The sequence below is a fragment of the Paenibacillus sp. FSL M7-0656 genome, assembly GCF_038003225.1.
Taxonomy (GTDB): domain Bacteria; phylum Bacillota; class Bacilli; order Paenibacillales; family Paenibacillaceae; genus Paenibacillus; species Paenibacillus amylolyticus.
The window spans coordinates 4,012,480-4,034,582 of record NZ_JBBOOT010000001.1 but is presented as its reverse complement, the minus strand read 5'-3'; the positions used below and the strand labels follow the sequence as shown (position 1 = coordinate 4,034,582).

Here is a 22,103-nt window from a genome sequence, read left to right as displayed (position 1 = left end):
CTTAACGAATGGGCTTTGTAAACGCCTGTAGGGTATCATCTTGGCAAGTTCATCGCTAGTACAACACATTCTCACCTTAATTAAGGAGGCTGTATCTATATGTCTAAATACAGAACGATTGTGATCGGAACGGGACCTGCGGGTCTGACAGCAGCGATATATCTGGCTCGTGCTAATCTGAAACCACTGGTTATCGAAGGTCTTCAGCCGGGTGGTCAATTGACGACGACAACGGAAGTTGAGAATTTCCCCGGTTTCCCGCAAGGTATCATGGGTCCGGAACTGATGGACAACATGCGTAAGCAAGCTGAACGTTTTGGAGCGGAATTCAAAAACGGTTGGGTGGAAGAGGTTGATTTCAGCAAACCGCCCTTCAAGGTCAAAGTTGGAGGAATCGGTGAACTGGAAGCTGAATCGATCATTATCTCCACAGGTGCTTCCGCTCGTTATCTCGGTATTCCGGGCGAGCAGGAAAATGTGGGACGTGGTGTAAGTACATGCGCGACATGTGACGGCTTCTTCTTCCGAGGCAAAAAAATCGTGGTCGTGGGCGGTGGAGACTCCGCGATGGAGGAAGCGAGTTTCCTGACTCGTTTTGCAACAGACGTGACATTGGTTCACCGCCGGGATGAATTACGTGCATCCAAGATTATGCAGGATCGGGCTCGCAGCAATGAAAAGGTGAAGTGGGCGTTGAACCGTACTCCACTCGAGGTCGTACCAGAAGCTTTGGGTGTCAAAGGGCTGAAAGTGCGCAACAACGAGACGGGGCAGGAAGAGTTGCTTGAAGCAGATGGCGTATTCGTTGCCATTGGTCACACACCGAATACCGGATTCCTGGGTAATGCGATTGCACTGGACGAACATGGCTATGTTGTCGTTAAACCGGGAACAACGGAGACCAATATTCCAGGTGTATTTGCCTGTGGTGATGTTCAAGATACGAAGTATCGTCAAGCTATTACGGCTGCAGGATCAGGATGTATGGCTGCGATGGATTGTGAGAAGTTCCTTGAAGGAAGCATTGTCCATGATTGGAGCGAAACGTTGGATAAATAAGCATTACATGCGTGAGGTTAGGCATATGCTGGGAATAAGAGACAACGGGAAGTCTCATGAAATGAGAGAAGCCGGAAGGCTTCTCTTTTTTTGAAACTACAGTGGGCATGAGATCGTATACATATAGGGCATATTAGCTGTGAGGTGAAGATTTTGGGGGAAATGATAAAAGATTGGTTACAGAATGCGACAGTGAGACGATTTTTGATCCTGCTCTTGTTCTGTTTAATTTTGTTCAGTATGGGGAGTATGCTGCACATGATTCTGCTGTTGTTCCTGGTGACGTATGTCATGAACAGGTTACAGCATTTCATTACAGGTGGTTTAAATCGGTTGTTTCCAATCAATTATAAAGTTGTAGTCATCCTACTCTATATGATTGTGATCGCAGTCATTGTGCTCGGCATTTCCAGATATTCACCACGGATCGTGGATCAGGTCGTTCAGTTGACAAACGAGATTATGAAATTTCTGGATAGTGCAGACGGTGATAATTTTGCGTCCAAAATTGCGGGTTATCTTCAATCCTTCGATATTAAAAATTACACCAATGATGCATTGAAATATATTTTCGCTTTGAGCAAATGGCTGGAGTTTATTCTGCTCGTCATCATTCTGAGTCTGTTCTTCTTGTTGCAGAAGCAGGAGATATCCAAGTTCACGTCCAAGTTCAAAACAAGTAAAATTGGATGGTTCTACAATGAAGTTGCTTATCTGGGAGACAAGTTCGTATCTTCTTTTGGTAAAGTCATTGAGGCACAGCTTCTTATTGCGGTGTTTAATACGGTACTGACGATACTGGGCTTATGGATTCTGGGTTTCCCGTATCTGTTCGCTCTGACCATTCTGGTGTTCATGCTTAGTCTGGTTCCCGTTGCGGGGGTTATCATCTCACTTGTACCGCTCTGTCTGATCGGGTATCAGATGGGTGGACTGAAATTAAGCATTATTGTGATCATCATGATTATTGTTATTCATGCTTTGGAGACGTACTTCCTGAATCCAAAACTGATGGCACACAAGACCAAATTGCCAATGTTCTACACCTTTATCGTACTAATTCTGTCGCAACACTTTCTGGGGATCTGGGGACTGATCATTGGTATTCCGATCTTTGTCTTCCTGCTCGATATTCTGGATGTGAACAAGATGGAGAAGACGGAAGAGCCGGTACGTGTGGAAACGAAGTTATAACGTAGAAAAATCAACTGAGTCAGCCCAATTTCTACAATTTCAGATTTTCATAAAAGTAAGGGAGCCTTCCTGTGGATGGAAGGCTCTTTTTTTGTTCGCAATACCGTCATTAGATAGCTTTCTGCGTAAGAATGACAGGTGGCGGGGTGCATAAGATGAGTCACCTATATGAGGGGACGATGTTGATCTTTTATGAATGGAACGAGTGAAGATGCAATATCATGAGTTGAGGCTTCCTCTGTTATGGGGAGGAAGGAATAAAGCGTGCGTTTATAAATGAAGGTAATGAGGATGTATACGTATTCAAAAACGGTGCGTGATGTGGTTCACAACCCCGGCGGAGCAGGAGGTACTAGAGGTCTTCTCGTCTTGACCCAGGCGTATCCTTCAATTATAGTTGGTACGTAGGACTTAAACTATTTTAGATAGATAAAGGTGGCTTGCAGCATGTCTGAGAAAATCTACGTTGGGGTCGATCTCGGCGGAACAGCAATCAAGGTCGGTATATGCGATGAACAAGGTCAGCTAATGCATACGTATGAAGGACCGACTGAAGTGGATAAGGGCGTAGACACAGTCATCGCCAACATCGAGAAGTATGTCCGACATATCGTAGCCGAATCACCTTACAGTTGGGAACAGCTTGAGGGTGTAGGTGCTGGAGTGGCCGGTTTCACGAATGTACGCGAGGGAATTATCGTTCATGCCCCTAACATCGGATTTCGGAATGTGGCCATTCGTTCGATTCTGGAAGAACGTCTGGGCAAGCCAATCAAAATAGATAACGATGCAAACGTGGCTGCACTGGGTGAAGTCTGGGCAGGTGCCGGCAAAGGCGTAGACAACTGCGTATGTTATACACTCGGTACGGGTGTTGGCGGAGGCTTGATCCTGAATGGTAACATTTATCAGGGTTTCTCCGGTATGGCGGGAGAACTGGGTCATATCAGTGTTGTACCTGATCTGGAAGCCATCAAATGCGGTTGTGGTAAAATGGGATGTGTAGAAACAGTATCGTCTGCAACGGGTATTATCCGTATGGCAAAGGATGCCGTAGAGCGCGGGGATCATACGTCACTGGCACTCGTCGACAAGATTGCAGCCAAAGAAGTATTTGATGCTGCCAAGGCAGGCGATGAAGTGGCACAGCGCATTGTGAATCGTGCGGCCTTTTACCTGGGCAAGTCCATGGCTACTGTAGCAGCTGTCATTAACCCGGAGATGTTCATCATCGGTGGTGGCGTATCCAAAGCGGGCAATTTCTTATTTGATGAAATCCGTACTGTGTTTGCTAAGCTGACGCCAGAACCGTTGCAAGATGGGGTTCAGATTCTGGAAGCTACACTTGGTAATAATGCAGGTATTGTGGGTGCAGCAGGTCTTCTCTTGCGTTCCTAGTATCCTCGTAACAATATATGAAGACAGCAATATGATAAGGAGGGGACATTTATGCTTGAAGGTGAAGGATCACCAGGCACAGGCGCCACGCTCATTATCATTACGGGCATGTCCGGAGCAGGTAAAACCATTGCAGTACAAAGCCTGGAGGATCTGGGTTTCTTCTGTGTGGATAATCTGCCGCCGGTATTGATTCCAAAATTTGCGGAACTAATTGAACAGTCAAACGGCAAGATTGGTAAGGTTGCATTGGTTATCGATCTGCGCGGGCGTGAATTCTTTACGGCTCTGTCCGAGTCTTTGAACTATATTAAAGATCATTTTACCATTCATTGCGAGATTTTATTCCTGGATGCTACAGATTCTGTACTTGTTCAGCGTTACAAAGAAAGCAGGCGCAGACATCCTTTGGCTCCTGAGGGCATGCCGCTGGACGGCATCCGACTGGAACGCAAGATGTTGGAGGAACTCAAAAACTCTGCGACTCAGGTACTGAATACAAGTACAATGAAGCCTGCTCAACTGAAAGAACGCATCATATCCCGTTTTTCTCATCTGGAAAGCCAAATGCTGTCGGTGAATATTACGTCGTTTGGATTCAAATATGGCATTCCGATTGATGCTGATCTGGTGTTTGATGTACGTTTTTTACCGAATCCGCATTATATTGAGCATCTGCGACCGAATACGGGACAGAATAGTGATGTGTACGAATATGTTATGAAGTGGCCAGAGACACAGGCGTTTCTGACCAAGCTGCTGGATATGCTGCATTTCCTGATTCCGCAATACCGGAAGGAAGGCAAAAGCCAGGTTATTATTGGAATCGGCTGTACCGGAGGCAAGCATCGTTCGGTAGCAATATCGGAATATTTGGGCAAGATGTTGGGAAGCAGCGAGACAGAAGCTGTTACCGTGAGCCATCGCGACGCTGACCGGGACCGTCATTGAAGAGGGTGAAGGGATGAAAGAGGCCGGACCACGAAGAGAACGTCCGAGAATAGTTGTAATGGGCGGCGGAACCGGATTATCCGTGATGTTGCGCGGTTTGAAAGAGAAGCCGCTGGATATCACGGCCATCGTCACAGTTGCAGATGACGGTGGAAGTTCAGGCATCCTGCGCAATGAGCTACAGATGCCGCCTCCGGGCGACATTCGCAACGTGCTTACGGCACTGGCTGATGTAGAACCATTGCTTTCAGATATGTTGAAGTACCGTTTCAATACAGGCGCGGGGCTTGCAGGCCACAGCTTGGGAAATTTGATTTTGGCTGCAATGACGGATATTTCGGGCGACTTTGTGACCGCAGTGCGGGAGCTTAGCCGCGTGTTTGCCGTTCGAGGTGAGGTATTGCCAGCCGCAGGCCAGGCCGTTGTGTTGCATGCCGAGATGGAAGATGGGACAATTATTACAGGTGAGTCCAAAATCCCTGAGGCGGGTGGACGCATCAAACGTGTTTTCCTTGAACCGGATCACGTGGAGCCGTTGCCAGAGGCAGTAGAGGCCATTCGTCAAGCTGATGCTATTCTAATCGGGCCAGGCAGCCTCTATACAAGCATCCTTCCCAATTTACTCGTACCTAAGCTTGCAGAAGCTGTGGTAGAGGCTGATGCGGTGAAGATGTTTATCTGTAATGTGATGACACAGCCGGGAGAAACAGATAACTATACGGTAAGTGACCACCTTAAGGCGGTACACGAGCATATAGGTCATCAGCTCTTCGACTATGTTATCGTAAATAATGGTGATATTCCGCTGCAAGTGCAAAATAAGTATGCGGAAAAAGGAGCAAAACCGGTTGTACTGGATATGAATGTACTCGAAAGTGCCGGCTATCAGGTGGTTGCAGATACCCTTGTTCTGTTCAAAACCTATCTGCGTCATGATGCTGACAAGTTAAGTCATCACATCTACCAACTGGTACAAAATTGGATGTTACGGAAGAGGTGAAGTCCCATGTCGTTTGCAGCACAGACCAAAAAAGAATTAACCATGATCGAGAGCGAACCGTGCTGCGAAAAGGCGGAACTTTCAGCCCTCATCCGTATGCTTGGTGCAGTGCAGTTATCGAATAAAAAAGTGATCTTGGATATTTCGACGGAGAATGCCGCGATTGCAAGACGGGCATACTCTCTGCTTAAAAAGCATTTTCAAGTGCATACGGAATTACTGGTCCGCAAAAAAATGCGGCTGAAAAAGAACAATGTATATATTGTTCGTATTCCAACCATGGTACAGGAGATTCTCAATAGTCTTCATATTGTATCTGAGGGCTTTCTCTTTACCCCAGGGATCAGTACGGAATTGTTTCAGCAAAACTGTTGTAAACGGGCCTATCTTCGCGGTGCATTTCTGGCCGGTGGATCGGTTAATAATCCGGAAGGTTCCTCGTACCATCTGGAGATTGCGTCTATGTATGAAGAGCACTGTCAGGCACTGGTTGACCTGGCCAATGAATTTCATCTGAATGCCCGGTGTATAGAACGGAAAAAAGGATTCATCCTATACATTAAGGAAGGCGAGAAAATCATTGAGCTGCTCAGCATCATTGGTGCTCATCAGGCCTTGTTCAAGTTTGAAGATGTACGAATTATGCGAGACATGCGTAACTCCGTTAACCGGATTGTCAATTGTGAGACCGCCAACCTGAACAAAACGATTGGAGCGGCGGTAAGACAAATCGATAATATCCGGTTGTTACAAAAGGAAGTTGGTCTGGAATCTTTGCCTGAGAAACTTCGCGAAGTGGCGGAGGTTCGACTCGCTCATCCGGATATCAACTTGAAGGAAGTTGGCGAGCTCCTTAAAGGTACAGTCAGCAAGTCGGGAGTGAACCATCGGCTTCGTAAAATTGATGAGCTGGCTGAGAAAGTACGCACAGAACGTTATGGTTAAGACGGAGTAGGGTAAAGTAACAAGGTCCGCTGTTTCTGCTGAACAGAAAGGTCGGGAAAGTCAACCGTTAAGGATCTGGGAGACTCACTTAGGTCATTGGATGCGCTGTGCAAAAGATGAAATTAGGGCAAGATAATGTCCTCCAAAGCACCCTGAGTTTTTTCTTCTAGTGTCCTGCACGGGTTAATGGTATAATGTTGTTTAAATATAATTGTGTATTTAATGTCCAGATTTCATAATAGGGGGTAAGTTTCCATGACAAAGCACCCGGTAGTTGTCCGTTTGAAAACGGGTCTCCATGCCAGACCTGCTGCACTGTTCGTTCAAGAAGCGAATAAGTACTCGTCTGAAGTGTTCGTCGAGAAGGACGACAAAAAAGTTAATGCAAAAAGTATCATGGGGATCATGAGCCTTGCAATTAGCACAGGTACGGAAATTCAGATTAGTGCAGAGGGCGCGGATGCCGAACAGGCTGTAAACGCTTTAGTTAGTCTGGTAAGCAAGGAAGAGCTCGAAAACCAATAAGATATGATCAATCCAATGAAGAAGTCCCGAAAGGGGCTTTTTTGCGTTATTGACGTATTTGCTATCGTCAAGTGCAACATTATGGAATTTGTCCCGTCTGTTAAGGTATCAAATCGTTTAAAGTTTGAGATGTTAACACATAAGGAGGCTATCGTGATGGGTAAACAATGGATGAAACCGTTTGGTGCGGTGCTGGTGGCAAGTACATTGCTTGTTGGAGGAACAGCATGGGTTGCACCAGGTAACTATGCTTACGCTGCAGAGGTTCAGGGAGTACAACAGAATGTGATTAATGTTGTGGGTAAAGGTGAGATTCAGGTGAAGCCTGATATCGCGTATCTGTCTATTGGTGTGAACAGTACTGCAGAGACAGCTGCATCTGCTCAAAAAGCGAATGCTGCCAAAGTTCAAAAAGTATCCAACTTGCTTAAGAATACGTGGAAGATCAGTGCAGACGACATTCAAACGAGTCAGTTCTCTGTACAACCCAACTATACGTATAGTGAAAAAGACGGACAACAAATTAAAGGATATACAGCGCATCATACGCTGACAGTCACATATCGTCAGATGGACAAGATTGGCGAGTTGCTCGATGCTGCTTCGGGTGCGGGTGCCAACAATATTGAAAACGTACGCTTTACTGTAGAAAATCCGGAAAGTTATGAATCCCAAGTGATTGAAAAAGCTGTTGCCAATGCAGATGTGAAAGCGGGCGCCATTGCAAAAGCAGTTAAACGTCAACTGGGTGCTGTTCTTTCCGTGAGCCAAGGTGATGCCAATGTGCCTGTATTCTATGCAAGCGAGGCGTTGATGTCCAAAGCACAAGATACAGCAGGTGGTACTGAGATTGAAACAGGCCAGGTTAAAGTAAGTACAATCCTGAATATCACGTATGAAATGAAATAAACAAGATCGAACTAAGGATTGTAAACTCAAGAACCTTTTTAAGTGTCATTTGAAGGGTACAACGAAATAATGACAAAGACTTTGTCCTGTGGACAGAGTCTTTTTTTGTTGGAAAAGCAAACTTTGATGAAGTTATATAGAAGGGTACCTTTTTGAAGCAACATGAAATGCTGTATATTGGTATCTTTTTGTATAGTTGTTCGTGACAAAAAGGTCATATCCCCATATATTTTCCTACTGATATTCATCAACATTGTAACTCGAGCTGTAAACCTTTCCGAAATCGGGTTAATTATAATAGAGAGGTGAGCGTATGAGATATGCGATCAGGTCAGGATTACATACGCAATGATCCCTAATTGTGAATTCAGAGAGGAGTTTTATATATGACATCATGGAAAAAATGGACAAGTGCGTTGCTTGCAGCAGGAATTATTGTAGGTAGCGGTTCGGTGTGGCAGGACAGTTCGGTTCAGGCGGCATCGGTATCCTCGAAAGTGACAACCACAGCTGAGGTGACCCTGAAGTCGGGTGGAAAAACACTGACTCAAAAAGGACTTCTTCAAGGTGGTTCAACTTGGGTATCTCTTACGGCAGTTAAAGATGTGGCAGGTGGAACGCTGAAATATGATGCGAAAACCAAGTCATATACGGTAACAGCAGCCAACAATGCGATGACCGTTAGCCTGATGGATGGACAGCCAAACGTTTATATTAACGGTTATTACCCTCAGGTGGAAGCAAAATTGATTCAGGGCCGATTGTATATTCCATTCTCAGCAATGAGAGATTATCTGGGTGTACAGGGGAATTGGGATGCCAAAACCAAAACGTTGACACTCAGCAAGGTGAAACAAAATAACGTTAAAATTAAAGCAGCAACAGTTAATGTCACTGTAAAAAATGCTGAAGTAGATGTTCAATATCCGCAGGTGAGTGGACTTGCCAGCAAAGAAGCTGAAGCGGCGATCAACAAAGTGCTGAAAGACGAAGTGGATGCTTATGTAGCTGACTTCAAGAAACAGACATCTGAATTCGGCGGTGCAACAGCCAACCGTCCATATGCATTTGAGAGCTCCTATGTAGTGACGTACAACGAAAAAGGCGTGCTGGGACTCATTACACAACGATACGAAGATTATGCTGGCGCTCATGGTATGACATACCGTACGGGCCACACCTTTGCACTGGACACAGGTAAGGAGCTTACGTTAGATGATGTGCTGCAAAATAACAAAACCATGCGCGAGACGTTGAGTAAAAAAGTGGGTGAACAACTGAAAGCCCGCGGTGGATACCTCGACGGTTATAAAGGGTTGAATAAAGATCAAGATTTCTATGTGACACCAACGGGTGTAGTTGTGTTCTTCCAGTTGTATGAGTATACGGCGTACGCAGAGGGATTCCCTGAAATGCCATTTACGTATAAAGAGCTTCTCCCTAAAGGCACGGAACCTTTCAGTAATGTAAATGGAACCAAATAAAGAATCATTATTATGCACTCTTAAGTTTTCTTCCTTATAAAATGAAAAAAGAAGCCCCCATCATAATTATGATGAGGGCTTCTTCTCGTATAGACAACACAATTATATGTTGCTGATTACGTTAGGTGTTGATTATGTTAACGCATAGACCGTGGTCTACGTCACATTTAGATGCCTTGTGATCCTACGTTTTCGATGACTTTATCAATGATACCGTAATCGGCGGCTTCAGCAGCACTCATGAAGTAGTCACGATCTGTATCTTTCTCAATCCGCTCCAGCGGTTGACCTGAACGCTCAGAGATGATGCGGTTCAACGTATCACGCATTTTCAAAATGCGACGAGCACGGATTTCGATGTCAGAAGCCTGACCTTGTGCACCACCAAGTGGTTGGTGAATCATAATTTCACTGTTTGGTAATGCAAAACGTTTACCTTTTGCACCGGCATTCAACAAGAATGCACCCATGGAAGCCGCCATACCTACACAGATGGTAGATACATCCGGTTTGATGAATTGCATTGTATCGTAAATCGCCATACCGGCTGTAATCGATCCGCCTGGGCTGTTGATGTATAAGTGAATGTCTTTCTCCGGATCTTCCGCAGCCAGGAACAACATCTGTGCCATAATGGCATTAGCCACTACGTCATTAACATCGCTACCAAGGAAAATAATACGATCCTTCAGCAATCTGGAGTAGATGTCGTAGGCGCGCTCACCCCGGTTGCTCTGTTCAACGACCATTGGAATAAAACTCACGTGAAAAACCTCCTTGGAATGTAAATGTTATTGGTGTTTATACTTAAACTGTTACCGTATTACCCACATAATAAACAATTCCAAACAAAAAGTCAAAGAAAGTCAAACTAACTTGCAAAAAAAAGAAACCTTTCCGGTTTCATTGGTTAAATGGGTTATGAGCTGTTAAATAAAAATGGCGCGCCCGCCAAGAATCGAACTTGGATCTCAGGCTTCGGAGGCCTACGTCATATCCATTGGACCACGGGCGCACATTATGTGACAGCAATAATGATTATAGCTCATGAAATATTTAATTGCAAGCAGTTCGTTGTGGTATTGGTTTGGATTAACCTAAAAATGATCATGATGAAGAAGAGTGGATAAAGAGTGCATTTAAGTAAATGCTATTAGAGGTTTTGGACATGCTGTATGAAATGTGATTGTGAGCGATATGTAGATTGAATTCATTTGTTCCTTCTATATATGGTATGCGTGAGCTAGTCCTAGATCATGGAAGTCTAGGATTGTGAAAATAGGCGCGTACAAACGCTGCATGCGTGTCGAAATAACACGTTGAAACACTTGCATGTCACGTCAGTTTTAGGTAGAATAGACGTGGGACTTAAAAAGTTAACCCGGGACGTTTTAGGGCCACGAAAGAGAGCTTAGAACGAGAACTTGCGGGAGTGGAAAGCATGCGAACGATTTTAGAAGTACAAAAGCAGCTTCTGCCTGATCTCATGGATATCTTGAAAAAGAGGTATACGATTCTGCAACAGATCATGTTATCGGATGTGATCGGACGGAGAACGTTAGCTAATTCCATGCAGATGACCGAGCGGGTTCTGAGGGCTGAGACCGATCTGTTAAAGGCTCAGGGACTTATTGAAATTGACAGTGCAGGAATGAAGATCAGCGAGGCGGGGTATGATTTGCTGCAGCAGTTAGAGCCCGTAGCCAAAGAGCTGTTCGGATTATCCGAGCTGGAAGAGCGCATCAAGCAAGCATACGGTCTGCAAAAGGTAGTTGTGGTTCCTGGCGATTCGGACGTTTCTCCATTTGCCAAAAGGGAACTGGGCAGAGCCGGAGCGAAGGCTCTCGGCAATATCATGAGTGACAACGACGTTGTCGCCGTTACTGGCGGTTCAACAACGGCCGAAGTCGCAGAACAACTAAATCCGCCAACATCGCTCAAAGGTGTCTGGTTCGTACCAGCACGCGGTGGACTTGGAGAAAGCCTTGAAATTCAGGCTAATACGATCGCATCCACAATGGCAAAACGGGTAGGGGCGCAATACAAACTCCTGCATGTACCGGATTTGCTCAGTGATCATGCCTATGAATCATTAATCCAGGACCCTAGTGTTCAGGAGATTCTGCAGCTGATCAGGCAATCACGGATTGTTATTCATGGAATTGGTGATGCCGTAGAGATGGCTAAAAGACGCAAACTTGCGACGGAGATTATAGATGAACTTCAGGAGCAAGGGGCCGTATCTGAATCTTTCGGTTATTACTTTAATGATCAGGGTAAGGTGGTACATACCATGCTTACACTGGGTATGCGACTTCAGGATATTGAACGAACCGATGTTGTGATTGGAATTGCAGGTGGCAAAAGCAAAGCTGCTGCTATACATTCCGTGTTACGATTTGGTCAGGAAGATATTCTGATTATTGATGAGGCTGCTGCCGAAGTCATCGTTGCTGAAATGGAATAAGGTTCTACTTTGCATCACAACTATTGTTGTCTTGACGGACTTCACCGTCTGTCTTGAATATATAAGTTTCATAAAAAATTAATCAAAACTTGGGAGGAACTTACTCATGATTAAAGTAGGTATTAACGGTTTTGGACGTATTGGACGCTTGGCATTCCGCCGTATTCAAAATGTAGCAGGCATCGAGGTAGTAGCAATCAACGACTTGACTGACGCTAAAATGCTCGCTCATTTGCTCAAATATGATACAACTCAAGGTCGCTTCGATGGCGATGTTGAAGTACACGATGGCTTCTTCAAAGTGAACGGCAAAGAAGTTAAAGTATTGGCTAACCGTAACCCGGAAGAACTTCCTTGGGGCGACCTGGGCGTAGATATCGTTCTGGAATGTACTGGTTTCTTCACAACTAAAGAAGCAGCTGAGAAACACTTGAAAGGTGGAGCTAAGAAAGTTGTTATCTCCGCACCAGCTACTGGCGACATGAAAACCATCGTTTACAACGTAAACCATGAAATCCTCGACGGTACTGAAACTGTAATCTCCGGCGCATCTTGCACAACAAACTGCCTGGCACCTATGGCAAAAACACTGCAAGACAAATTCGGAATCGTTCAAGGTTTGATGACTACAATTCACGCTTACACTGGCGACCAAAACACGTTGGATGCTCCACACCCTAAAGGTGACTTCCGTCGTGCTCGCGCAGCAGCTGAAAACATCATCCCTAACACAACTGGTGCTGCTAAAGCAATCGGTCTGGTAATCCCAGAACTGCAAGGCATCCTTGATGGTGCAGCTCAACGTGTACCAGTAGCTACTGGTTCCCTGACTGAGCTCGTAACTGTTCTGAACAAAAAAGTAACTGCTGAAGAAGTTAACGCAGCTATGCAAGAAGCTTCCGATCCAGAAACTTTTGGATACACAGAAGACGAAATCGTATCTTCCGATATCCAAGGAATCACTTTCGGTTCCCTGTTTGATGCAACTCAAACTAAAGTTCTGACTGTTGGCGACCAACAATTGGTTAAAACTGTAGCTTGGTATGACAATGAAATGTCCTACACTGCACAATTGGTTCGCACTTTGGAGCACTTTGCAAAAATGATTAAGTAATATCTGCAATAACATAGAGCGGAAACAGATGCTATATTGTTTCCGCTCTTTATATATCTACATTTTGCAAATTTCTCAAAAACACCAGGATTGACGAGGGATTTTAGCTCTTGATTGGTCCACCAAATACATGGGTGCGGAGGAAATACAGATGAACAAAAAAAGTGTACGCGATATCGAATTGACAGGAAAACGGGCTTTTGTCCGTGTAGATTTCAATGTGCCGCTCGAAGATGGTAAAATTACAGATGACAAACGTATTCGTGCAACGCTTCCTACAATCAACTTCTTGATTGAAAAAGGCGCTAAAGTCATTTTGGCAAGCCACATGGGTCGTCCTAACGGCGAAGTGGTTGAATCTTTGCGTTTGACTCCAGCAGCTGAGCGTTTGTCTGAATTGCTTGGTAAAACAGTTGTTAAAGCTGACGGTTCTGTTGGTGACGCTGTTAAAGCTCAAATCGCTGAACTGAAGAACGGCGACGTATTGTTGCTTGAAAACGTTCGTTTCCACGCAGGCGAAGAGAAAAACGATCCGGAACTGGCAAAACAATTTGCTGAACTGGCTGACGTTTTCGTTAACGATGCGTTTGGCGCGGCTCACAGAGCACACGCTTCGACTGAAGGAATCGCTCACTTGCTTCCAGCAGTGTCCGGTTTGTTGATGGAGAAAGAACTTGAAGTGTTGGGTAAAGCAATTTCCAACCCTGAGCGTCCTTTCACAGCTATCATTGGTGGATCCAAAGTTAAGGACAAAATCGATGTAATCGACAACCTGCTGAACATTGCAGACAACGTAATCATCGGTGGCGGTCTGACTTACACGTTCTTCAAAGCACAAGGACATGAAATTGGACAATCCTTGCTGGATGATTCCAAACTTGATGTTGCTCTCGGTTTTATCGAAAAAGCGAAAAAATTGGGCAAAAACTTCTACCTGCCGGTAGATATCGTAGTATCTGACGATTTCAGTGCGAAAGCAAACACACAAATCGTTGACATCGATGGTATCCCAGCAGATTGGGAAGGTATCGACATCGGTCCTAAAACACGTGAGATCTATGCTGATGTAATCAAAAACTCCAAATTGGTTGTGTGGAACGGACCAATGGGCGTATTTGAAATCGAGCCATTCTCCCACGGTACTCGTGCAGTAGCGGAAGCTTGCGCTGAGACAGAAGCTTACACTGTAATTGGTGGCGGTGACTCCGCAGCAGCAGCTGAGAAGTTCAAATTGGCTGACAAGATGAACCACATCTCTACAGGTGGCGGTGCATCGCTCGAGTTCATGGAAGGTAAAGTACTTCCAGGCGTAGTGGCATTGAACGACAAGTAAGTTTTAGTAGCCTATAGCATGAAGGAGTTGAAACCCATGAGAACACCGATTATCGCAGGTAACTGGAAAATGTTCAAAACGGTTTCCGAATCCAATGACTTCATTCAGGAAGTTAAAGGAAAAGCGGAAGTTGAAGGCGTGGAAACTGTAATCTGCGCACCGTTTACAAATCTGCCATCCCTGGTAGAAGCTGTTAAAGGCACAAACATCAAAATTGGTGCACAAAATCTTCACTTTGAAGATAACGGTGCATTCACAGGTGAAATCAGCGGCGTGATGCTGAAAGACCTGGGTGTGGATTATGTCATTATTGGTCACTCGGAGCGCCGTCAATATTTTGCGGAAACCGATGAGACTGTCAATAAAAAGTTGCATGCAGCATTCCGTCACGGTTTGACTCCAATCTTCTGCCTTGGTGAGACGCTTGAAGAGCGTGAAGCGAACCAAACAAAAGACGTATGCAAAGTGCAAACAGTAGCTGCTTTTGCAGGTCTGTCTGCAGAGCAAGCGGCCCAAGTTGTTATCGCTTATGAGCCAATCTGGGCGATTGGTACAGGCAAATCCTCCACTTCCCAAGATGCGAATGAAGTTATTGCTTACATTCGTACGCTGGTGAAGGATCTGTACAACGAGACGGTTGCGAATGCAGTTCGTATTCAATACGGCGGCAGTGTTAAACCAGAGAACGTAACAGAATACCTCGGACAAAGCGACATCGACGGCGCACTTGTTGGCGGTGCCAGCTTGCAGCCGGCTTCGTTCATCGCGCTTGTTGAGGGGGCGAAGTAAGATGACAGCTCCAAAACCTGTAGCACTGATCATCATGGATGGCTTTGGTCTGCGTAACACGGTGGAAGGCAATGCGGTAGCGCAAGCCAAGAAACCGAACTATGACCGTTTCATGAGCCAATTCCCACATACAACGCTCACTGCATGCGGTGAAGCTGTAGGTTTGCCAGAAGGGCAAATGGGAAATTCCGAGGTAGGTCACCTGAACATTGGTGCCGGCCGGATCGTATACCAGGATTTGACCCGTATCTCCAAATCCATTCGTGACGGCGAGTTCTACGACAATGAAACACTTGTCAAAGCCGTTCGTGAAGCGAAACAAAGCGGCAAAAAACTTCATCTCTACGGCTTGTTGTCTGATGGCGGCGTACATAGTCACATCGACCACCTGTTTGCTATGCTAGATCTGGCCAAAAAAGAAGGAATGAATGATGTATATATTCATGCTTTCATGGATGGCCGTGATGTTATGCCAGACAGTGGTAAAGACTTCATGCAGAAACTGATCGCTAAGATTGAAGAAGTCGGTGTAGGTAAAATCGCTACGGTTCAAGGTCGCTATTACGCGATGGACCGTGACAAACGTTGGGAACGGGTTGAGAAATCATACCGTGCCATCGTTTATGGAGATGGACCAAAATACACTGACCCACTCAAAGCGGTTGAAGAATCGTATGAGAAATCCGTATTTGATGAATTCGTTGAACCAACGGTTATCGTTAAAGCGGATGGTGAGCCGGTAGGTTTGGTTGAGAGCGGCGATTCCGTTATCTTCCTCAACTTCCGTCCTGACCGTGCAATCCAGTTGTCGCAAGTATTCACAAACCAGGATTTCCGCGGTTTTGATCGTGGTCCGAAGTTCCCTGTGGGCTTGCACTTTGTATGCTTGACTTTGTTCAGCGAGACAGTTGAAGGTTATGTGGCTTATTCGCCGAAAAACCTCGACAACACGCTGGGTGAAGTTCTGGTACAGAACAATAAAAAACAACTGCGTATTGCAGAAACTGAGAAATACCCGCACGTTACCTTCTTCTTCAGCGGTGGTCGTGATGTGGAGCTTCCGGGCGAAACTCGTGTACTGATCAACTCACCAAAAGTTGCAACGTATGATCTGCAACCAGAGATGAGCGCTTATGAAGTAGCTGACGCATGTGTTCGCGAGATCGAAGCAGACAAACATGACGCCATCATTCTGAACTTTGCTAACCCTGACATGGTTGGACACTCCGGCATGCTGGAGCCTACCATCAAAGCGGTTGAAGTAACAGATGAGTGCATGGGCCGTGTTGTGGATGCAGTACTTGCCAAAGGCGGCGTTGTACTGATCACAGCGGATCATGGTAACGCGGATATGGTGTTCGATGAGAAAGGACGTCCGTTCACAGCTCATACAACGAACCCGGTTCCATTCATCGTTACGGATGCAAATGTAACCTTGCGTGAAGGCGGAATCCTGGCAGATATCGCGCCAACGATCCTTGATCTGATGCAATTGCCTAAACCGGCTGAGATGACAGGTACATCCGTCATCGCTACCCGTAAATAAGTTACGCAACAACATATATAATTGGACGGTTTGGCGTTTGCACATTGAACGAAGGCAGCAGAAATAGTCTGAAGAAGCGAAGCGCTCGCCTTTATCACATGATTTCAACTTATGAAAGTAAGTTCAAAGAAATCAGGGGATAACAGCGATCGGAAGACGATTCTGCTGACATAGTGAAATAAGGGCAAACACAAGTTGGTCCAAAAATTAAATCCCAACTATAAAGGAGATTATCACAAATGACTATTATTTCTGACGTGTACGCTCGCGAAGTCCTCGACTCCCGCGGTAACCCTACAGTAGAAGTTGAAGTATACCTGGAGTCCGGCGCAATCGGACGCGCAATCGTTCCATCTGGTGCATCCACTGGTGCCCACGAAGCAGTTGAGCTTCGCGATGGTGACAAATCCCGTTACCTCGGTAAAGGCGTTCTGCAAGCTGTTAAAAACGTAAACGAAACAATCGCTCCAGAAGTTATCGGTATGGATGCATTGGATCAACTGGGTATCGACAAATTGATGATCACTTTGGATGGTACGCCAAACAAAGGTAAACTGGGCGCTAACGCAATCCTGGCTGTATCCATGGCAGTAGCTCGCGCAGCTGCTGACGCTCTGGACCTGCCATTGTATGTTTACCTGGGCGGATTCAACGCTAAAGCATTGCCAGTACCAATGATGAACATCATCAACGGTGGTGAGCATGCTGACAACAACATCGACGTTCAAGAGTTCATGGTTCTTCCAGTTGGAGCACCAAGCTTCAAAGAAGCTCTTCGCGTAGGTGCAGAGATCTTCCACAACTTGAAATCCGTATTGAGCTCCAAAGGCTTGAACACAGCTGTAGGTGACGAAGGTGGTTTCGCACCGAACCTTGGTTCGAACGAAGAAGCAATCACTACAATCATCGAAGCAATTGAAAAAGCTGGTTACAAACCAGGCGTTGACGTATTCTTGGGTATGGACGTTGCTTCCACTGAGTTCTACAAAGATGGTAAGTACACACTTGCTGGCGAAGGTAAATCTTACACTTCCGCTGAGTATGTTGACCTTCTGGCTTCATGGGTTGAGAAATACCCAATCATCACAATCGAAGACGGTATGTCCGAAGATGACTGGGATGGTTGGAAATTGCTCACTGAGAAATTGGGAGACAAAGTACAACTCGTTGGTGATGACCTGTTCGTAACAAACACTGAGCGTCTGGGCAGAGGTATCAACGAAGGTATCGGTAACTCCATCCTGATCAAAGTTAACCAAATCGGTACATTGACTGAAACATTTGATGCAATCGAAATGGCTAAACGCGCAGGATACACAGCTGTAATCTCCCACCGTTCCGGTGAGTCCGAAGACAGCACAATCGCTGATATCGCTGTTGCAACTAACGCTGGTCAAATCAAAACGGGTGCTCCTTCCCGTACAGACCGTATCGCGAAGTACAACCAATTGCTCCGCATTGAGGATCAACTGGGTGAACTGGCTCAATACAATGGTCTTAAAGGATTCTACAACCTTAAAAAATAAGCTGGATATCCAGCTTTTACAGGCAAGCCGGGTAACCGGCTTGTCTTTTTTATTGCAACGAAGTAATGGTATAACGTAAGGATCACGCAGATGGTGAAATTTAGGGCATTGTATAAACTGTACTACTTGTAGTACAACCATAGCTATGTTACAATTAAAGTAACTGTTTTTATGGTGAGATGTATGCCCACATGGGTAGGAGGTGGAAAGAATGGATATTGCTTTGAAATTGCTGCTCGTTGTTTTCTCGATCGGTCTAATCACTGTAGTATTGCTGCAGCACGGGAAAAGCGCTGGTTTGGCGGGTGCCATCTCCGGTGGTGCGGAACATCTTTTCGGTAAAACGAAAGCGCGCGGATTGGATCTCTTCCTGCAACGTGCAACGGTGGTACTGGGTGCAGGATTTATGATTTTGTCTATTGTTGTTACGGTGGTTTCCAAGTAAGATTCGGAACTGCTGTTCAATGAATAGCTTAAGCTAATGGCTTAATTGATGAACCTTCGTTTCGTGAAGAAACGGGGGTTTTTTAATAAATTCTTACGCGTCCAAACTTTTCCAACAATTTAATCTATAGACTCCATGATTTTCGGTCTTCTTCTCACTTCTGTTTGGTTTTCCTTCCTTAACATGCAACACACCCCTATCATGTATGGTATGTCCCTCGCTTATTCGTTACGCGAACTCACTCCCTATAATGAATGTCATGTGTACAGAAAATTTTCGGATGTAGTCCTTTTCCAGATGCGCACAGCACGTGTATCGCATAAAATGCTGTAGAGATACGTGAAAGCGTGATTTTAGAGGAGCGCCCGGCAACTGTGGTTTTTTTGCGAGGTACGGATGGGCCGGATTGAATTCGTGTATACTAGGGTATGAGATAGTATGGTTGTACTACTACACTCTTCACAGCAATGATATTGTATTGCATGAAAAAGGTAAGAATTCCGATACATAAAGAGATGAGACTTGCTTACACTTTTATGTTTCCCGAGGTGAATATATTAATGATAACAGAACAACAATTGCTCGACTTCATGCGGGAAACCGCTTATAAACCTATGACTTATCAGGAGTTGGAACAGCACTTCGCTATTGAAGATGCAGCTGATTTCAAAGCCTTTTTGATTATGCTTAATACGCTGGAGGAATCCGGTAAAGTTTTGCTGACCCGTAACAATCGCTATGGCATGCCAGAGCGCATGGATTTGGTACGTGGACGTTTACAGGCTCACGCCAAAGGTTTCGCTTTCCTTATCCCTGAGGATCGGGAGCACCCGGATGTGTACATTCACGCCAATGATATGAAAAGTGCGATGAATGGTGATACGGTATTGGTTAAAGTCACATCTCAAGGACCTTCAGGTGGTCGTTTGGAGGGTGAGATCGTCCGTATTGTTACTCGTGCTGTGACACAAGTCGTTGGTGTGTTCCAAAGCCATGAGGTGTACGGATTTGTCATTCCGGATGATAAACGGATTAATCGCGATATTTTCATCCCACGTACCAACTTTGCTGGGGCGGTTGATGGACAGAAGGTCGTAGCCAAGATCGTCAGCTATCCGGAGGGCCGTGCGGCTGCCGAAGGTGAAGTGATCGAGATTCTCGGTCATAAGGATGAGCCGGGTATTGATATTTTGTCCGTCATTCGCAAGCATCAGTTGCCTGAAGCTTTCCCTGATGAAGTGGTAGAAGAGGCGGAAAAAGCACCCGACTCCATCACGGATGAAGAGATTGTACAACAGGGTCGCCGTGATCTGCGCGGACTTAACATTGTCACGATTGATGGCGAAGATGCCAAGGATCTGGATGATGCTGTAAATGTAGAGAAACTGCCTAACGGGAACTACCGTCTGGGTGTTCATATTGCCGACGTTGGCTATTATGTGCAGGAGAATTCCAAGCTTGATCAGGAAGCCTACAACCGTGGATGCAGTGTGTATCTGGTGGACCGGGTTATTCCGATGCTGCCACAGCGTCTGTCCAACGGGATCTGTAGTTTGAACCCGCAGGTAGACCGCTTGACACTGTCTTGTGAGATGGAGTTTAACGACCAGATGAAGGTTGTAAAACATGACATTTTCACAAGTGTAATTAAAACCAAAGAGCGGATGACGTATTCCAACGTCCGTAAAATCCTTGAAGGTGAAGAGCCGGAATTGCTCGAGCGTTATAAGGATCTGGTAGATGATTTCCATCTGATGAAAGAGATCGCTTTGAAGCTACGTGCTATGCGTATGCGCCGTGGTGCGGTTGACTTTGATTTTGAAGAATCCAAAATCGTTGTGGACGCAGAATGCAAACCGGTAGATATCGTGAAACGGGAGCGTTCGATCGCAGAGCAAATCATTGAGGAATTCATGTTGGCAGCGAACGAAACAGTGGCAGAGCATTTCCACTGGTTGAAGGTTCCTTTCATTTATCGTGTGCACGAAGACCCGGATCAGGAAAAACTGCAAAATTTCCTCGCCTTTGCGGCGAATTTTGGACACCAGGTCAAAGGACGTGGCAATGCGATTCATCCACGGGCGCTTCAATCGTTGCTTGAGGATATTAAAGAAACGAAAGAACAAACTGTGATTAGTACGATGATGCTCCGTTCGATGAAACAGGCGAAGTATGATTCTGAAATGTCGGGTCACTTTGGCCTCGCGGCAGAATTCTATAGTCACTTTACGTCTCCAATTCGTCGTTATCCCGATCTTGTCATTCACCGGGTGATTCGCGAAGTCATTGAAAATAATGGTGCATTGCCGGAGAACCGTCAGGAGTATTTGGCAGCACGTATGTCCGATATTGCGCAGCAGTCTTCTGAACGTGAACGTGTGGCGGTAGAAGCTGAGCGGGATACGGAGAAAATGAAAAAAGCCGAGTACATGCTCGACAAAGTAGGCGAAGAGTTCGAAGGCATGATCAGCAGTGTGACCAGCTTTGGTATGTTCATTGAGTTGGAAAACACGGTTGAAGGCTTGATTCGCCTCAGCGCACTCACGGACGACTATTACCATTTTGACGATCAGCATATGGCTCTGATTGGTGAACGTACCTCGAAAGTCTTCCGCATCGGTGATGAAGTGAAGATCCGTGTGGCACGTGTAAGCATGGAAGAGTATACGATTGATTTTGAAATGGTAGATATGAAACCTCGCGGTGAACGTCCTGGCGGCTTCGGTGGCGGACGTGGCGGTAAAGGTGGACGCCCAGCAAGTGGTGGCGGTCGCGGCGGTGCCAAGGGTGGACCGGGTGGTTTCAGCGGTTCACGTGGCGGCAAAGGAGGCTCATCCGCTGCTGGAGCCAGCCGTGGTGGCAGATCAACGGAAGAAAGCAGCAAAGGTGGACGTGGCGGTCGCGGTGGAGCAGCGAGTGCAGGCGCAGGCTCATCTGGTGGCTACGCAGGTAAAGGCGGCGGCAAACCAAAAGGTGAGCGTCGTGCTGGTGATGCTGGAGGATCAACTGGCCGGGGCAAAGGTGCGGTGAGCTTTGGTTTTGGCTCAGGTAAAGGCGGATATAGCTCTACATCGGGTGGATCGGATAGTAGTTCAACCGATGGACAAGGAAGTGGCCTGAACAGCGGCAGCGGTCGCGGTGAAGGAAGCTTTAAATCCGGCAAGGGCGGCAATAAAGGTGGTAAAGGCGGAAGTGGACGCAAAAACACTTCGCCAAGCGGCGTATTTATTGGAGAGAATGCAACTCCTGGTGGCGCTCAGGAAGGCGGAGCACCACGACGCAAGCGGAAGAAGAGCAAAGGTGCAGCTGGTAACGGCACGGCAGCTTTTGTACGGAAAAAGAAAAAATAAAGCTAACGTAACTTGGAGAAATGGATTACAAGTCGTTCCTCCAGGTTAAGCGTTGGAGAAAATAGTCA

18 protein-coding genes and 1 tRNA gene are annotated in these 22,103 nt (G+C 45.9%); 17 read left to right on the top strand and 2 right to left on the bottom strand.

The features are described 5' to 3' along the window. Positions 1-99 precede the first annotated feature (99 nt). From trxB to MHI01_RS17805, 9 genes are all read left to right on the top strand, one after another. Entirely contained in the window at positions 100-1,059 is a 960-nt protein-coding gene (trxB, locus tag MHI01_RS17845) for a thioredoxin-disulfide reductase (RefSeq protein WP_036674745.1), read from the top strand. Positions 1,060-1,221: 162 nt separating this feature from the next. Beyond that, complete coding sequence (locus MHI01_RS17840) at positions 1,222-2,253, top strand: AI-2E family transporter (protein WP_036616412.1); 1,032 nt, start codon at positions 1,222-1,224, stop codon at positions 2,251-2,253. Positions 2,254-2,700: 447 nt separating this feature from the next. Then, the gene (locus MHI01_RS17835; RefSeq protein ID WP_017691252.1) at positions 2,701-3,651 is read left to right on the top strand and encodes an ROK family glucokinase; all 951 of its coding nucleotides are present in this window, start codon (positions 2,701-2,703) and stop codon (positions 3,649-3,651) included. 51 nt (positions 3,652-3,702) lie between these two features. Beyond that, positions 3,703-4,602, top strand: coding sequence for an RNase adapter RapZ (gene rapZ, locus MHI01_RS17830; RefSeq protein ID WP_047841457.1), 900 nt, complete (start codon positions 3,703-3,705; stop codon positions 4,600-4,602). Positions 4,603-4,615: 13 nt separating this feature from the next. Further along, positions 4,616-5,602 (top strand): gluconeogenesis factor YvcK family protein, encoded by a 987-nt coding sequence (locus tag MHI01_RS17825; RefSeq protein WP_017691250.1) that lies wholly within the window; start codon positions 4,616-4,618, stop codon positions 5,600-5,602. Positions 5,603-5,608: 6 nt separating this feature from the next. Then, entirely contained in the window at positions 5,609-6,547 is a 939-nt protein-coding gene (gene whiA, locus MHI01_RS17820) for a DNA-binding protein WhiA (RefSeq protein ID WP_036616210.1), read from the top strand. Positions 6,548-6,802: 255 nt separating this feature from the next. Further along, positions 6,803-7,072, top strand: coding sequence for an HPr family phosphocarrier protein (locus MHI01_RS17815; protein WP_017691248.1), 270 nt, complete (start codon positions 6,803-6,805; stop codon positions 7,070-7,072). A gap of 156 nt (positions 7,073-7,228) precedes the next feature. Continuing rightward, positions 7,229-7,981 carry an SIMPL domain-containing protein gene (locus MHI01_RS17810; RefSeq protein ID WP_047841458.1) on the top strand — a complete coding sequence of 251 codons (753 nt, stop codon included), beginning with the start codon at positions 7,229-7,231 and terminating at the stop codon, positions 7,979-7,981. A 386-nt stretch (positions 7,982-8,367) separates the two neighbouring features. After that, positions 8,368-9,465, top strand: a complete 1,098-nt coding sequence (locus MHI01_RS17805; protein WP_340983773.1) for a stalk domain-containing protein — start codon at positions 8,368-8,370, stop codon at positions 9,463-9,465. Positions 9,466-9,632: 167 nt separating this feature from the next. On the opposite strand, the gene clpP is transcribed toward MHI01_RS17805, so the two are convergent. Beyond that, positions 9,633-10,229: an ATP-dependent Clp endopeptidase proteolytic subunit ClpP gene (gene clpP, locus MHI01_RS17800; RefSeq protein ID WP_017691245.1), complete on the bottom strand. Its 597-nt coding sequence runs from the start codon at positions 10,227-10,229 to the stop codon at positions 9,633-9,635. Between the two features lie 176 nt (positions 10,230-10,405). Then, a tRNA-Arg gene (locus MHI01_RS17795) sits at positions 10,406-10,480 on the bottom strand. A gap of 426 nt (positions 10,481-10,906) precedes the next feature. Here MHI01_RS17795 and MHI01_RS17790 point away from each other — a divergent pair. The 8 genes from MHI01_RS17790 to rnr all read left to right on the top strand — a co-directional run bounded on the left by MHI01_RS17790 (position 10,907) and on the right by rnr (position 22,035). After that, entirely contained in the window at positions 10,907-11,932 is a 1,026-nt protein-coding gene (locus MHI01_RS17790) for a sugar-binding transcriptional regulator (protein ID WP_036616216.1), read from the top strand. Between the two features lie 106 nt (positions 11,933-12,038). Continuing rightward, complete coding sequence (gene gap / locus MHI01_RS17785; protein ID WP_017691243.1) at positions 12,039-13,046, top strand: type I glyceraldehyde-3-phosphate dehydrogenase; 1,008 nt, start codon at positions 12,039-12,041, stop codon at positions 13,044-13,046. Between the two features lie 151 nt (positions 13,047-13,197). Then, a complete protein-coding gene (locus MHI01_RS17780) occupies positions 13,198-14,379 on the top strand; it encodes a phosphoglycerate kinase (RefSeq protein ID WP_340983772.1) in 1,182 nt (393 codons plus the stop codon). 36 nt (positions 14,380-14,415) lie between these two features. Further along, positions 14,416-15,168, top strand: coding sequence for a triose-phosphate isomerase (gene tpiA / locus MHI01_RS17775; RefSeq protein ID WP_036616221.1), 753 nt, complete (start codon positions 14,416-14,418; stop codon positions 15,166-15,168). A 1-nt stretch (position 15,169) separates the two neighbouring features. Then, on the top strand, positions 15,170-16,714 hold the full coding sequence (gene gpmI, locus MHI01_RS17770) for a 2,3-bisphosphoglycerate-independent phosphoglycerate mutase (RefSeq protein WP_036616224.1): 1,545 nt from the start codon (positions 15,170-15,172) through the stop codon (positions 16,712-16,714). A gap of 239 nt (positions 16,715-16,953) precedes the next feature. Beyond that, the gene (eno, locus tag MHI01_RS17765) at positions 16,954-18,240 is read left to right on the top strand and encodes a phosphopyruvate hydratase (RefSeq protein ID WP_036616228.1); all 1,287 of its coding nucleotides are present in this window, start codon (positions 16,954-16,956) and stop codon (positions 18,238-18,240) included. Between the two features lie 211 nt (positions 18,241-18,451). Continuing rightward, on the top strand, positions 18,452-18,685 hold the full coding sequence (gene secG, locus MHI01_RS17760) for a preprotein translocase subunit SecG (RefSeq protein ID WP_036616231.1): 234 nt from the start codon (positions 18,452-18,454) through the stop codon (positions 18,683-18,685). A gap of 560 nt (positions 18,686-19,245) precedes the next feature. Then, positions 19,246-22,035, top strand: coding sequence for a ribonuclease R (gene rnr, locus MHI01_RS17755; protein ID WP_340983771.1), 2,790 nt, complete (start codon positions 19,246-19,248; stop codon positions 22,033-22,035). Positions 22,036-22,103 lie beyond the last annotated feature (68 nt).

Excerpts from the sequence above, each read along its gene's own strand:
- MHI01_RS17840 (WP_036616412.1), top strand. The coding sequence starts at position 1,222 with ATGATAAAAGATTGGTTACAGAATGCGACAGTGAGACGATTTTTGATC.
- rapZ (WP_047841457.1), top strand. The coding sequence starts at position 3,703 with ATGCTTGAAGGTGAAGGATCACCAGGCACAGGCGCCACGCTCATTATC.
- MHI01_RS17790 (WP_036616216.1), top strand. The coding sequence starts at position 10,907 with ATGCGAACGATTTTAGAAGTACAAAAGCAGCTTCTGCCTGATCTCATG.
- gap (WP_017691243.1), top strand. The coding sequence starts at position 12,039 with ATGATTAAAGTAGGTATTAACGGTTTTGGACGTATTGGACGCTTGGCA.
- eno (WP_036616228.1), top strand. The coding sequence starts at position 16,954 with ATGACTATTATTTCTGACGTGTACGCTCGCGAAGTCCTCGACTCCCGC.
- gpmI (WP_036616224.1), top strand. The coding sequence starts at position 15,170 with ATGACAGCTCCAAAACCTGTAGCACTGATCATCATGGATGGCTTTGGT.
- MHI01_RS17805 (WP_340983773.1), top strand. The coding sequence starts at position 8,368 with ATGACATCATGGAAAAAATGGACAAGTGCGTTGCTTGCAGCAGGAATT.
- whiA (WP_036616210.1), top strand. The coding sequence starts at position 5,609 with ATGTCGTTTGCAGCACAGACCAAAAAAGAATTAACCATGATCGAGAGC.
- secG (WP_036616231.1), top strand. The coding sequence starts at position 18,452 with ATGGATATTGCTTTGAAATTGCTGCTCGTTGTTTTCTCGATCGGTCTA.
- MHI01_RS17815 (WP_017691248.1), top strand. The coding sequence starts at position 6,803 with ATGACAAAGCACCCGGTAGTTGTCCGTTTGAAAACGGGTCTCCATGCC.
- MHI01_RS17810 (WP_047841458.1), top strand. The coding sequence starts at position 7,229 with ATGGGTAAACAATGGATGAAACCGTTTGGTGCGGTGCTGGTGGCAAGT.
- tpiA (WP_036616221.1), top strand. The coding sequence starts at position 14,416 with ATGAGAACACCGATTATCGCAGGTAACTGGAAAATGTTCAAAACGGTT.
- trxB (WP_036674745.1), top strand. The coding sequence starts at position 100 with ATGTCTAAATACAGAACGATTGTGATCGGAACGGGACCTGCGGGTCTG.
- rnr (WP_340983771.1), top strand. The coding sequence starts at position 19,246 with ATGATAACAGAACAACAATTGCTCGACTTCATGCGGGAAACCGCTTAT.
- MHI01_RS17835 (WP_017691252.1), top strand. The coding sequence starts at position 2,701 with ATGTCTGAGAAAATCTACGTTGGGGTCGATCTCGGCGGAACAGCAATC.
- MHI01_RS17825 (WP_017691250.1), top strand. The coding sequence starts at position 4,616 with ATGAAAGAGGCCGGACCACGAAGAGAACGTCCGAGAATAGTTGTAATG.
- MHI01_RS17780 (WP_340983772.1), top strand. The coding sequence starts at position 13,198 with ATGAACAAAAAAAGTGTACGCGATATCGAATTGACAGGAAAACGGGCT.